This window comes from Paraburkholderia sp. (assembly GCF_028283785.1).
Taxonomy (GTDB): Bacteria; Pseudomonadota; Gammaproteobacteria; order Burkholderiales; family Burkholderiaceae; genus Paraburkholderia.
The window spans coordinates 183,861-198,371 of sequence record NZ_JAPWKB010000017.1; the positions used below are offsets into that span (position 1 = coordinate 183,861).

6 protein-coding genes are annotated in these 14,511 nt (G+C 65.9%); all 6 read right to left on the reverse strand.

Annotated features, from left to right (window positions below; all coding sequences use genetic code 11):
* Positions 1 to 14 precede the first annotated feature (14 nt).
* The 6 genes from fhuB to PW947_RS19575 all read right to left on the reverse strand — a co-directional run bounded on the left by fhuB (position 15) and on the right by PW947_RS19575 (position 14,508).
* Positions 15 to 2,045, reverse strand: a complete 2,031-nt coding sequence (gene fhuB, locus PW947_RS19550) for a Fe(3+)-hydroxamate ABC transporter permease FhuB (RefSeq protein WP_299634005.1) — start codon at positions 2,043 to 2,045, stop codon at positions 15 to 17.
* Positions 2,042 to 2,968, reverse strand: coding sequence for an ABC transporter substrate-binding protein (locus PW947_RS19555; protein WP_299634006.1), 927 nt, complete (start codon positions 2,966 to 2,968; stop codon positions 2,042 to 2,044). Before PW947_RS19555 ends, fhuB begins: the two co-directional genes overlap by 4 nt.
* Positions 2,965 to 10,803, reverse strand: a complete 7,839-nt coding sequence (locus PW947_RS19560; RefSeq protein WP_299634007.1) for a non-ribosomal peptide synthetase — start codon at positions 10,801 to 10,803, stop codon at positions 2,965 to 2,967. Before PW947_RS19560 ends, PW947_RS19555 begins: the two co-directional genes overlap by 4 nt.
* Before the next feature lie 21 nt (positions 10,804 to 10,824).
* The gene (locus PW947_RS19565) at positions 10,825 to 13,041 is read right to left on the reverse strand and encodes a TonB-dependent siderophore receptor (protein ID WP_299634008.1); all 2,217 of its coding nucleotides are present in this window, start codon (positions 13,039 to 13,041) and stop codon (positions 10,825 to 10,827) included.
* A gap of 151 nt (positions 13,042 to 13,192) precedes the next feature.
* Positions 13,193 to 13,459 carry an acyl carrier protein gene (locus PW947_RS19570; RefSeq protein ID WP_299634009.1) on the reverse strand — a complete coding sequence of 89 codons (267 nt, stop codon included), beginning with the start codon at positions 13,457 to 13,459 and terminating at the stop codon, positions 13,193 to 13,195.
* Positions 13,460 to 13,500: 41 nt separating this feature from the next.
* Positions 13,501 to 14,508, reverse strand: coding sequence for a TauD/TfdA family dioxygenase (locus tag PW947_RS19575; RefSeq protein ID WP_299634010.1), 1,008 nt, complete (start codon positions 14,506 to 14,508; stop codon positions 13,501 to 13,503).
* Between the last annotated feature and the right edge of the window lie 3 nt (positions 14,509 to 14,511).

A 14,511-nucleotide genomic window follows, 5' to 3' on the forward strand; every position in this document is an offset into this window, starting at 1 on the left:
CTTGAGACAGTGCATCATGAACCGGACGGACCTTGCGATCCGCGCCGGAACATCGTGATGATCAGATAGAGTCCGCCGAGCAGCGTAGCCATCACGCCTGCCGGCATTTCTTGCGGAAACAGAACCCAGCGGCCGAGCCAGTCGGATGCGACCATCAGCGTCGCGCCGAATGCCGCCGACACCAGCAGCAGCGGCGTGGCTCGCCGGATACCCAACATGCGGGTCATATGCGGCGCCATCAGGCCGATAAACGACAACGGGCCGATCACGAGCGTCGCAACGGCCGTCAGCAACGCGCTCGACATCAGCAGACCGAAGCGCGCCACGGAAATATCGACACCCAGCCCGCGCGACACCGCATTGCCGAGCGGCAGGATTTCCAGCCAGCGACGGCTGAACGGCACCGCGACGAGCGCCGCCAGCGCGACCAGTGCGACCAGACACGCCATCGCCGGACCGACGTTGTACGTCGATCCCGCCAGCAGATTGTAGAGGATGATGACACGCGGATCGCCGCTCGAAATCGCAATCGTCGAGACGGCCTGGAACACCGCGCTGATGGTCATGCCGGCGAGAATCAGCGTGTCCGGCGCGAACGACGACGCGCGCGCGAACAGCACCAGCGCGCACAGCGTCAGCACCGAACCCGCCGCACACCAGATCAGGAAAGTCGGCAGACCCGGATGCGCGGTGAGGAACAGCGCGCCGGTCAAACCGAACGCGCCGCCTGCCGAAATACCGAGCAGATCCGGGCTCGCCATCGGATTGCCGGTCATCCGCTGCACGATGCCGCCCGCCAGCGCCAGCAACACCCCGACGCCGAGCGCCGCGACCACGTGCGGCAGACGCAGGAACAGCAGGCTCGCGACTTCGTCGGGACGGCTCAGATGCCAGCCGTCGAGTCCGCGTCCGAGCCCGAGCGACACGCCGATCACCAGCACCAGCAGCACGACGCTGACACCGGCCGTGATGCGCAGGCCGCGCGCCGACATCGGCGCGGACGGCACACCCGGCGTCTGCGCGAGATCGGGGCGTCCGTGCAGACGGCGCAGCATCATCAGCAACAGCGGTGCGCCGAGCAGCGTCGTGATCGCGCCGGTCGGAATCGCCATGCCGAAATGCACGGTGCACAGCTGCGCGAGCTGATCGGCGAGCCACAGCAGCGCCGCGCCGAACAAAGGCGACCAGATGATCCGCTCACGCAGCCGCCGCGCGCCGGCCAGACGCGCCAGCGACGGCGCGGCGAGTCCGACGAAGCCGATCACGCCGACCGCGCTGACCACGAACGCGGTAATCAGCAAGGTCAGAAACAGCGCAATACCGCGTGTCGCGCGCAGCGACACACCGAGGCTCGACGCAACCGTATCGCCGACATCGAACACGGCCATCGGACGCAGGCACAGCAGCACCAGCGCGATGCACGGTGCGAGCCGCACGCACAGCGACGACGCGATGCCCCAGTCGTGCTGACCGAACGAACCGCCGCCCCAGACCAGCAACCCGCTCAACAGATCGTAGTGAGAAATGGCCAGCGCGAGACTGAAGGCGCCGCAGCACAGATTGACGATCATCCCGCCGAGGATCAGCGCGAGCGGCGACATTCCGCGTCGCGCCGCCAGCGCAAACACGGCACCCAGCGCAACGGTTCCGCCGACCAGCGCCACTGCATCGCGACCGCCGCCGAGCCAGCCCGGCGCATAGACGGTGGCAAGCGCAAGCGCGAGCCATGCGCCGGGGAAAATGCCGAGCGTCATCGGTTCGGCGAGCGGATTGCGCAACACCTGCTGGGTCGCGACACCGGCGATACCGAGTGCCGCGCCGCACAGCCAGGTCACCGCGACGCGCGGGAAATCGCTGTAGTGAACCAGCAGTTGCTGAAGATCGACCGGCGACGGCGCGACCAGCGCCTGCCACCACGATGCGGGCGGCAGCCGGTCGTCGAGCCGCAGCATGAACAGCAGCGCGGCCAGCACGGCGATCGCGCAGACCGGCAGCAGCGGCGAACGCCGCAGCGGTACGAAAGGCGTCGTCACGGCGCTTTTCATGCATGCTCCGGGGTGCGTGCAGGGGCGGCGCTGAACGCATCGACCAGCGCGTTGGCGAAGTATTGCGCGGAGAGGATGCCGCCTTCGGCAGGCGCGCCCGCCATGCCGATCATCCGGCCGTCTTTCGAAAACGGCATGGCCTGCCAGACGCGGCTCGCCTTCATCATCGTCGCGGTCGATGCGGGGAGCGGCTTCACGTAGACCAGCGTGGCGTCGCCGGTCGCGTCGAGCGCGTCGAAACCGATGATCGAATATGGCGCCCGCTGGGGTGCATGGCGCCATCCGTTGCGCAGGCCGAGTGTCGTCAGCAGTTCGCCGTACAGGCTGTGCGAGCCGTACACGCGCAGATGCGATTCATCGACGAAACGCACCATATAGACCGATGCGTCGCGCGCGGCAGGCAGCGCGGCGAGACGTGCGCGAGCGGCGTCGAGCGTGCGGTTCGCCTGCGCGACGACGGCCTCGCCGCGTGGCACGCAATCGAACCGCCGCGCGAGTTGCAGCGTTTCCGCGCAGGCCGTCACATACGGCGTTTCGCTCGATGACAGCATGTCTAGCGTGACGGTCGGCGCGATCCGTTCGAGCGACGCGCGCATCGATGCGTGAGCGGGCGTGATCACGATCAGATCGGGTTTCAGCGCGAGCATCAGTTCCATGTTCGGCTGGAACATCAACCCGAGATCGACGACGGAATCCGGCACCGGACAGGCGGTGAAATTACGCCGGAAGCCCGGCACGTTCGCCATCCCGACCGGCACCACACCGATCGACAAGGTCAGTTCGGTGAGTCCCCAGTCGAGCACGATGATCCGGCGCGGCGTGTCCGCACGCGCGATTGTGCCGGTTGCGCCCATTGCGTCGATACCACCGGCAGCGAAGGTTGCCGCGCCCAGCAGCGCGTTCAGCATGGCCCTGCGATTCATTGCATAAGATCGGTAAGAAGAGATTGCATGGTGTCGGCGACCGGATCGTGACCGGTAACGTCGCGCGCCCGTGCATTGTCCACGGAAAGTGTGAAGGCTTCGAGCGTCGGCGCCGAGAATAATGCCGCAAGTTCGATCTCCACCGACATTTCGCGCGCAATCCGGCGCTGCACTTTCAGGCTCAGGATCGAGTCGCCGCCGAGTTCGAAGAAATTGTCATGCCGTCCGACCCGCGCGACGCCGAGCACCTCGCGCCAGATCGCCGCGACCGCTTCTTCGGTGGCGCCTTGCGGCGCGACGTAGTCCTGGGTTTCGACCGGCTGCGGCGCGGGCAACGCGCGGCGGTCCACCTTGCCGTTCGGCGTCAGCGGCAACGCGTCGAGTACGACGATCGCGGCGGGCACCATATAGTCGGGCAAAGTCTGCGCCAACGCGCTTTTCAGCGCACGGCTGTCAGGCGCGTCGGCAGGCTGCGCGGTGAGATCGGCCGTCACATACGCAATCAGCCGCGCTGTGTTCGCCGTACCGTCCACTATCACTACGGCTTCGCGCACGCCGTCTTGCGCAAGCAGCGCCGCTTCCACTTCGCCCAGTTCGATCCGGAAACCGCGCAACTTCACCTGATGATCGAGCCGGCCGAGATATTCGAGTTCGCCGTCGTCGCGCCAGCGCACGAGGTCGCCGGTGCGATACAGACGTCCGCCGTCGGCGTCGAACGGGTCCGGCACGAAGCGTTCGGCGCTCAGCGCGGCGCGTTGCAGATAGCCGCGCGCGAGTCCCGCGCCGCCCAGATACAGTTCGCCCGCGACGCCGCGCGGCGTCAGGTTCATGCCCGCGTCCAGCACATACGCGACGCGTTCGCCGATCTGCCGGCCGATGGGCGCGTACAGGCCGTCGAATGCGGGATCGACGTCCCACGCGGTCGGCGCGATCACGGTTTCGGTCGGACCGTACGCGCTGATCACGCGGCAATCGCCGAGCGCGCGGCACGCCGCCTTGACGGCATCGGCGGCCCACGCCTCGCCGCCGACGATGCATAGTCGCAGCGCCAGGCTCGCCGCGTCGAGCGACGGATCGGACAGCAGATTGTTGAGGTACGACGGCGTCAGGAACACTACCGTCACGTGGCAGCGGCGGATTTCAGCAGCGAGCCGTTCGGTGGACCAGCGCGCGGCGTCCGCGATCACCAGCGCGCCGCCGACGCTCAGCGGCACGATCCAGCGTTCGTGCGCGATGTCGAAATTGATCGACGCGAAATGCAGTTCGCGGTCGCTGGACGTCATGTCGTAGCGCGCCGCAATCGCCTGACAGTGCATCGACAGCGCGCCGTGCGCGACGCCGACGCCCTTCGGACGGCCGGTCGAACCCGACGTGTAGATCACGTAAGCGAGGTTGTCCGGATGCACGCGGCACGGCGGATTGTCATCCGGTTCGCCGGACAGATCGAGCGTATCGATTTCGAGCACGCGCATGCCGGTCGGCGTCGGAACAGCCGCGCGCACGGCGCTGTGCGCGATCAGCAGACGGATGCCGCTGTCGTCGATCATATAGCCGAGGCGATCGGCGGGATACGCCGGATCGAGCGGCACATACACGCCACCGGCCTTCAGCACCGCCAGCATGCCGACCACCATCTCCACCGATCGCCCGACAGCGATGCCGACCCGCACTTCCGGACCGACGCCGTCACGCATCAGGCGATGCGCGAGACGGTTGGCACGCGTATTCAGTTCGCCGTAAGTCAGGCGGGTTTCCCCTGCGACCAGCGCGAGCGCGTCGGCGTGTTCCGCAGCGCGCGTTTCGATTTTCGCGTGCACGGCATCGCGGCCGAACGGCGCGACGTCGGCACGTCCGAGCGCGAGCAACGCGCTGCGCTGCGCGCGATCGAGCAGATCGAATTCGCCGAGCACGCGATCGGCCGACCCCGCCGCCGCATCGCGCAGCAAACCGGCCATCTGGTGCGCGATAGACGCGACCGCGTCGTCGCCGAACGCGTCGCGAGCGAAGCGGAAGCCGAGTTTCAGCGTGTCGCCTTGCGTGACGCCGAGCGTCAGCGCGTAGCTGGTTTCGTCGCGCGCCTGCACGCCATCGATGCGCAAACCGCCCGGCGAGGTTTCCTTGAGCACGGCATCGACCGGATAGTTTTCGAACACGACGATGCTGTCGAACAGCCCTTGTCCGCCGACTCCCGCCCAACGCTGGATCTCGTACAACGGCGTATGCGCATGTTCCTGTGCCGCCGCGCCTTGCTGCTGCAATTCGCGCAGCCAGTCGCCGAGCTTGACGCTCGCGCGCGGCGTCGCGATCACCGGCAAGGTGTTGATGAACAGTCCCAGCAGATGGGACGCGCCCGGCAAATCGGCGGGACGCCCGGCAAGCGTCGCGCCGAACGTGACGGCGGGCTGATTCGTGTAGCGCTGCAACAGCAGCGCCCATGCGGCCTGCATCAGCGTATTCACCGTCACCCGTTCCCGACGGACCCACGCGACGATGTCGGCGGTCGTCGATGCATCGAGTTCCAGGTTGTGCGATCCATATCCGGTGTCGCGTGCCGCGCGATTGCCGAACGCGTCGGCAAGCCGTGTCGGTCCGTCGATCCGCGCGATCTGCTCGCGCCAGTGCGCGGCGCTGGCGGCGGCATCGTGTCCGCGCAACCAGCCGATATAGTCGCGATAGCGGCCGCCGTGCGCAGGCAGGCTTTGTCCACTGTAATGGCGCAGCACTTCGCCCAGCAGTTGCGACACGCTCCAGCCGTCCATCAGCACGTGATGATGCGTCCAGACGAAGTGATAACGACGCTCGCCGGTGCGTACGAGCGCGAGCCGATGCAACGGCGCGCGCGTCAGATCGAAGCCTTGTTCGAGTTGCGCCGACGCGAGCGTGTCGAGTGCCGTCCGGAGGTCCGGACGGTCGCGCCAGTCATGTTCGACGAGCGGCACATCCGGCGTGTCTTTCGCCCGCGCGACCCACTGCAGCCAGCCTTCGCCCTGCGGCACGAATGCGGTGCGCAGCATGTCGTGACGCCGCGTGACCGCCGCCCACGCGGCGCGAAAACGCACCGGGTCGAGGCCATCGAGATCGGCGCGCAACTGGTTCAGGTAGACGCTGCCGCCGCGTGCGTACAGCGTGTGAAACAGCATGCCCGCCTGCATCGGCGACAGCGGATACAGATCGGCGACTTCGCTCATCGTGAGCGGCAACCGATCGAGTTCGGTTTGCGTCAAACCGGCCAGCTCGAAATCGGACGGCGTCGCGCCGCTGGGACCGCTGCGCCCGTCGATGCCGCCCGTGCAATGCGCGATCACGTCGTTCAATGCTGCGCGCAGCGCGCCGACCAGCCGGTCGACCGTCGATTCGCGATAACGCGCGCCGCTATAGCCGAGCGTCAACGTCAACGCGCCATCGAGTACCTTGCCGCTGACCGACAGCGCATGCGTGAGCGGCGCGTCGTCGGCCTGCGGACGGCCGGACGGTTCGCGCGCGGGTAGCCACGCGGAACGGTTGCCGTCGTTGTCGTCGAAACTCTGATCGAACTGGCCGAGATAGTTGAACACGACCCGCGACGGCTCGATCGCCGCCAGCGCTGCGCGATCCGCGTCGCCGCCGAGGTATTTCAGCACGCCGAAGCCGAGACCGCGATCCGGCACGGCGCGCAGCGTTTCTTTCACGCGGCGCAGCGCCGCGCCGAGTTCGCCTTGCGGTTCGAGCGCGACCGGATAGAGGCTCGTGAACCATCCGACCGTGCCGCTGATGTCGATATCGTCGAACAGGTCCTCGCGTCCGTGCCCTTCGAGATCGATGCGAATCCGTTCGCTGCCGGTCCAGTCGCACAACGCGCGGCCGAGCGCGGTCAGCAGCAGATCGTTGACCTGCGTGCGATACGCGGCGGGCGCGTCCTGCAACAGCTTCTGGGTGGCGATGCGGTCGAGTTCGAGCGTCGCGTGACGGCGATGCGCGACGGTGTTCGCGCCGTCCGGCATATCGCTGGGCAAGGCTGCGGGCGCGGCGGCCACGTCGAGCCAGTAACGCATCTGATCGCGGGCTTCGCTGGTCGTGGCATACCGCGCGAGACGGGCCGCCCAGGCGTCGGTCGAAGCGGTGTTCGCGGGCAACGCAACCGGTTCGCCGCGCTGCAACGCGGCGTAGACGCTGCGCAGTTGCGCGACCAGCAGACGCCACGACACGCCATCGACGGCGAGATGATGGATCGCCAGCAGCAGCCGCGCGCTTCCGTCCGCGACGTCGATCGCGAGCGCGCGCAGCAACGGCCCGTCGTTCAGATCGAGACCGCGTTGCGCGTCGTCGCACAGCGCGGCGATGTCGTCCGTCGTGCCGGCCTGACGAACCCACAACAGCGTATCGGCCGACGGCGCGTCGGCGTGGCGCGCATGCCACGCGCCCGCCGCATCCTGCGAGAACCGCAGACGCAACGCGTCGTGATGCTGCACCAGCGCATGCAATGCGCGCGCCAGCAACGCCGTGTCGAGCGGTTCGCGGCTCGTCAGCAGCACAGCCTGATTCCAGTGATGGCGCTGCGCGAGCGGCACCGGCAGATCGAAGAACCACGCCTGCATCGGCAACAGCGCGGCCGGGCCGTCCGGCACCGGCGCGTGGGCGGCGTTCGCGGCCGGATCGACGGAAACCGGCACTGCGACGGCGGCCAGTTGCGCCACCGACTGACGCTCGAACAGATGACGCGGCGTCAGCCTGAATCCCGCCACGCGCGCGCGATCGACGATCTGCAAGCTCAGGATCGAATCGCCGCCGAGTTCAAAAAAGTTGTCATGCCGGCCGACCTTCGGCACGCGCAACACCTGCTGCCAGATCGCGGCCAGCGCGATTTCGGCGTCGCCCTGCGGCGCTTCCCATGCGCTATCCGCGGGTTCGGTACGTTCGGGCAGCGGCAACGCACGACGATCGACCTTGCCGTTCGGCGACAGCGGCAAACGGTCGAGTTCGACCCATGCGGTCGGCACCATATAGTCGGGCAACACCGCGCCGAGTCCGGCGGCGAGCGTGTCGCGCTGCAACGCCTGCGCGTCGCGAGCCGTGACGTACGCGACGAGGCGCTTGCCGTTCGGGCCGTCCTGCGCCACCACGACGGCGGCATCGACGCCCTGCTGCGTTTGCAGCACGGCTTCGATTTCGCCGAGTTCGATGCGGAAACCGCGAATCTTCACCTGATGATCGAGACGGCCGAGGTAATCGAGTGCGCCGTCGGCGCGCCAGCGCGCCAGATCGCCGGTGCGATAAAGTCGCGCGCCGGCCTCGAACGGATCGGGTACGAAGCGTTCGGCAGTCAGCGACGGCCGGTTCAGATAGCCGCGCGCAAGCCCTGCGCCGCCCAGATAGAGTTCACCGGCGACGCCGACCGGCAGCGGATTCATCGCGCCATCCAGCACATGCGTGCTGACGTTCGCGATGGGTCGTCCGATCGGCACGACCGGATCGCCCGCGCGGCACGTCCAGTGCGTGACGTCGATTGCGGCTTCGGTCGGACCGTACAGGTTGTGCACCTGAACGTGCGGCAAGCGTTGCAGCGCGCGATCCTGCAAGGTCGCGGGCAACGCTTCGCCGCTACAGATCACGTGACGCAAGCTGCGGCACACCGGCGCATCGCCGTCGAGCGACGCGACGAAGGCTTGCAGCATCGGCGGCACGAAATGCAGCGTCGTCACGCGATACGCGTCGATCAGCGCAACCAGCCGCGACGGATCGCGATGATCGCCCGGCCGCGCGACGGCGAGACGCGCGCCGTACATCAACGGCCAGAAAAATTCCCATACCGACACATCGAAACTGAACGGGGTCTTTTGCAACACGGTGTCATGCGCGTCGAGCCGATACGCAGCCTGCATCCACGCGAGCCGGTTGAACAGCGCGCCATGCCGGTTCGCCGCGCCTTTCGGACGACCGGTCGAACCCGACGTGTAGATCACGTACGCGAGATTTTCCGCGTGCAGCGGCACGTCGGGACGCGTATCCGGCTCGCCCGACAGATCGAGCGTGTCCAGTTCCAGCATCTCGCAGGCGGCGTGCGCGCCGAGATGCGACGCGAGACGTTCGCGGATCGCGTGCTGCGTCAGCAGCAGACCGATTCCGCTATCGTCGATCATGTACGCGAGACGATCGGGCGGATAGTCGGGATCGAGCGGCACGTAAGCGCCACCGGCCTTCAGGATCGCGAACAGCCCGACCACCATCTCGACCGAACGCTCGACGCCGATCCCCACCTTCACGTCCGGGCCGACGCCCAACCGCATCAAGCGATGCGCCAACTGGTTCGCACGACGGTCGAGTTCGCGGTAGGTCAGCGTCGTGCCGTCGAACAGCAACGCGACGGCATCGGGCGTCGCGTCGGCCTGCCGCTCGAACCGGCGATGCACCGGCTCCGGCGCGCCGTACTGCGCGTGTTGCGTACTCCACGCAAGCAGTTGCGCGCGCTCGTCGGCGTCGAGATACGGGATCTCGGCCACCGGCTGCGCGGGGTCGCGGCACAGTCCGGCCAGCATCGCTTCGTAGTGGCGGAACAGCCGCGCGATGGTTTCCGCGCGATACAGCGTGCCGTCGTAACGCGCGGTACAGGTCGCGCCATTCGCGCTCAGGCGGATATCGACGCTCAGATCGAAACGGGCCAGCGGGCTTTCGAAATCGACGATCTCGACATCGAGTCCGTCGAGCGTCAGCGCGCCCGCCGACGCGGCGCCCTGCACATTGAACAGCGTCTGGAACAACGGATGACGATCCGCTTCGCGACGCACGCCGAGCGCATCGACGAGCACGGGCAAGGTCACGTCGGCGTGATCCAGCGCGGCGCGCGTATCGTGGCGCACGGCTTGCAACAACGCGCGCCCGGTCATCGACGGATCGATCCGCGCGCGATACACCTGCGTGTCGATAAACAGGCCGATCAGGTCTTCGCATTCGACGCGCGTGCGTCCGCTGGTCGGCACGCCGATGCAGAAATCGGCGCTGCCCGCGTGACGCGACAGCAGCAACTGATACGCGGCCATCAGCGCGACGAACGGCGTGCAGCGCTCGGCCTTGCAGCGCGCGCGCACCGCGTCGAGCGTGGCGTCGGAGAACGCAAACGTATGCGTGCGCGCGACGCGATCGGACGTGGGCGCACGCGGGGAATCCGTGGGTAATTCGAAGCTGCCGTTCGGCACACCGATGTAATCGGTCCACCATGCGAGATCGGCGCGCGCTTTGGCGGTTGTGAGCAGATTGCGCTGCCACGCGGCGAAATCGGTGTACTGCCATTCCGGTTGCGGCGCGGCGTCCGCGCGGCCATCGTCAGTCTGGCCGTTGACGGCGCGGCGATACGCGTGCGCGAATTCGCGCGCGAAAATCGCGGTGGAACCGCCGTCCGACACCAGATGGTGCACCACCACCGACAGCACATGCCAATCCGCCGCCACGCTCAGCACCCGAAAGCGCGCGGCGCCTTCGGTGGCGAGATCGAACGGACGCTGCGCGTCTTCGGCGAGCGATTGTTCAAGCGCGGTTTGACGCGCATCGCCGGACAACGCCGACAGATCGACGACGCTCAACGGCGTATCGGCGGGAAGATCGGCAATCTGCCAGGGCGTGCCGTCACGCTCGACGAAGCGCGTGCGCAACGCCGCCTGGCGACCACGCACATCGCGCAATGCATGGTCGAGCGTGGCGATATCGAGCGGGCCGCGCAGATGAAATGCGCGCGACAGATGATAGGCCGTGGACAGCGGCGCAAGCCGCTGCATGAACCACAGGCCCTCCTGCACAGGGGACAGCGGCTGCAAACCGGCTGACGCGCCGGGCGGGTTCAACGATCGATGCGCGTCAACTTGCATGCAGCCCTGTCTCCTGATGGATTACCACTGATATTTCGCGCCTGCCAGCAACAGTCGGCCTTGGCCCCAGTAGCAATAACTTGCGCTGGTGCACGACGCGAGGTACTTGCGATCGAGCAGATTGGTCACGTTGAGCGACGCGGTCCAGCCTTGCAGGTTGGCGAAACGGCGGCCGAGGTCGTAGCGCAACGACAGATCCACCAGCGTCGCCGACGACGTCAGGAACGAGTTCGCGGTGTCGCCGTACGAGCCGCCGATATACCGCACGCCGCCACCGAACAGCACGCCTGCGAGCGGTCCGCCCGTCACCGTGTAATCCGCCCACAACGAAGCCGTATTACGCGGAATGCCGACCGGCACCTTGTTCACCGACGCCGAATTGCTCTTCGTATTCAGCAGGTTGGTGTACGTATAGCTCGCGATAAGTTGCAGGTTGTTGGTCAGGCTCGCGTGACCTTCCACTTCGAAGCCTTGCGAGCGCACTTCGCCCGTCAGCACGCTGAAGCCCGAGTGCAGCGGATCGGTGGTCGCGACGTTGTTTTCGGTCAGGTGGAATGCCGACACCGTGACGAAGCTGTTGAAGCCCTTCGGTTGCAGCTTCACACCGACTTCATACTGTTCCGACGTCAACGGCGCGAACGCCTCTCCACCGTAGGTCGAGCCCACTTGCGGCTGGAATCCGCGCGAGTAGTTGAAGTACGGCGCGACGCCGTTGTCGAACGTGTACACCGTCCCCGCACGCCACGTGAACGCGCGATTGAACTGCGACGTGGTCGCGCCCGTCTTGTACGAAGTCTGGTCTTCGCTCGCCCAGTCTTCGCGCACGCCGAACAGGAACGACAGCTTGCCGACGTCGATCTGGTCTTGCGCGTAGACGCCGAGCTGCTTGATGGACTGCGCGTTCGAGGTCGCGTACATGAAGGTGGACGCCGGAATCGCCTGGCCGTACACCGGATCGTTCACGTTCAGCCCCGGCGTGCTGGCGAGGCTGCCGAAGAAGTAGTGATTGAACTGGGTGTTCTGATAGTCGAGACCGACGGTCACGTTCTGCTTGACCGGACCGAGATCGAATTTCGCGTGGACCTGGTTGTCCACGGTATGCGAATTCACCATCCCGCGATTCAGATACGGCGTGCGCGACAGCGTCTCGCCGTCGGCCGCGAAACCGTTGTTGCCGACGTACTTGACCGTCTCGCTGTTATGCAGGAAACGGTAGCTCTGCCTGAACGACCACACGTCGTTCAGGCGCTGATCGAACTGATAACCGATCGATTCCTGGGTCTTGCGGAAGCTGTCGTAGCCCGGCTCGCCCGGATACAGGCTGCGGCTCGGATAGCCGCGCGGCACCGACGTATAGATGCCCGCTTCCGGGTCCGCCTGATAGTTGGCGAACACGGTAAGCGTCGTGTCCTTGGTCGGACGCCACGTGATGGTCGGCGAAATCGCGACGCGCTGCTGGTTCACGTAGTCGGTTTGCGTGCCGGTGTTGAAGCCGTCGGCGGTCAGGCGGTACAACACCTTGCCGTCCTTGTCGATCGGACCGCTGAAGTCGAAATACCCTTGCACGCGTCCGTAGCTGCCCGTCGTAAAGCCGACTTCATGCAGCGGCTGTTCGGTCGGCATCTTGCTGACCAGATTCACCGTACCGCCCGGCGAACTCTGGCCGTACAGCACCGACGCCGGACCGTGCAGCAGTTCGATCCGCTCGAACATATACGGATCGAAGCTCGTCACGTTGTAGCCGAAACCGCCTGCCGGTCCCGGCGTGCGCAAGCCGTTCCAGAATTCGTCCACGAGGAAGCCGCGCGCATACAGGTATTCGAGCGAATCGGTATTGGTGCCGCGCTGCTCGGGGTTCATACCCGACGTGTAGCGCAACGCCTGGGCGACGCTTTGCGCGCCCTGCACGTCCATCTGGTCGCGCGTGACGACCGAGATCGCCTGCGGCGTCTTGATTAGCGGCGTGTCGGTTTTGGTGCCTGCCGTGCTTTGGTGCGCGACGTACCCGACCACCGGACCCGTGCCGGTTTCCGCATTGTCCTTGCCCTTCACGACCACCGCCGGCAAGGTCCCGCCTGCCGTCGCGCCCGATGCCGGACTTGCCGCCGCCGCTGCGGCATCGCCCGACGTGGCGGGCGTGGTCTGCGCGAATGCCGATGTCGCCAGCCAGAGCCCGGCGGCAATCGGCGCAAGCCGCAGAGGGTTCATCGCGCGCGAACGCGCCACATTCCGTTTCATACAGCGTTGTTTTGATTGTTCTGTTGCCATGGTCTCTTGAGGTTTGTCGTGAAAGTGTTTGCGAAATGCAAATGCGAATTATTGGCAATTGGAAATTATAATGACGCCAACTGATTTGTGTGAATTTTCGTTATCACTTTCAGAACTTTTATTAGCTAAGCTGAGTGTTAGCTTTTAGAAAGGTACTCAAGGCGGCCACGGTCGGGTGATCGAAGACATCGCCCGGTGTCAGTTCGGTGTTGAGTTTTCGACGGATGCGTGCGACCAGCTTGATGACCATCAGCGAATCGCCGCCGAGTTCGAAGAAGTCGTTGTCGTCGCCGATTTCGCTCGGGTCGATGTCGAGCAGCGTCGCAAACAGGCTTCGCAATTCGCCATCGACGTGCTGAGCGTCGATAGAAGGCGCGGTGTGTTCCATATGCTGTCCGGAAGGATCGAGAAAGTTGTTGGAAAAAAACGTCAGGCGCTCGCGGCTTCGGCAAATTGCGAACGTTCGACCAGTTCGCTCATCGCGACGACGATCTTGCGCGGCCCCTTGTACGGGTCGCGCGCGTGGGCGACCAGCATGTTGTCGAGCATCAGGACATCGCCCGCCTGCCACGCGAAACGCACCGCGCACCGCTCGTAAGCCGCGCCGATCGTCGCGATCGTGGCGTCGTCGATCTCGCTGCCGTCGCCGAAGTACGCCTGACGCGGCATCCGTTGCGCGCCCGCGAAATCGAGCAGATCGAGCCGCACGTCGTCGTCGAGACAGCCGGTGTGGTGCAGTTGCACCTGATTGAAGAACGACCGCTCGCCGGTGCGCGGATGCACGATCACGGCCGGGCACACGGTGCGCGTTTGCAATTCGTCGTTCGGCAGCCACTCGTACTGAATGCCCGCCGCATCGCAGCGCGCTTCGACGTCGCGACGCTCTTCGGTGTCGAAAAACTCGCGCCACGGCACGTCCAGGCCGCGCGTAAAGGTGCGCACATACATCAACTGCCTGCGCTCGAACGTGTCGACCAGTTGCGCGGGCAACTGTCGCAACATCGCGCGGCAATCGACGATCGGCGTCGCGCCGCCCACCGCCGACGGCAGTTCGCAGAAGAAGAACTGCCGGCGCGGCCAGCGCGGCTGATGCGCACTTTCATTGTGGTAAAGAATCATCTGCTTCTCGGGATACGGCGTGGAGCGATACGTGTTGCGACCGCCCTCCTTCTTCGGCAGATCGCCATATTCGCCGTACAGCCCCGGTGAAATCGTTTCCGCGAACGCTTCGAAAGCGGCCGGATCGGTCAGCCCGAAATCGCGGAACAGCACCGCGCCGTGGCGCAGCAGCCACGTTTCCAGTTGGTCGCGATGCGCGTCGATCCAGCCGGACAGATCGGCAATCGGCGCGACCGGCTTCAACACCAGCGGCATCGTGCCGGCGTCGTCCAGAAAAGACGTCTCGACGGAAGCATCGTGGATCAGGGTTGCATTCATGGA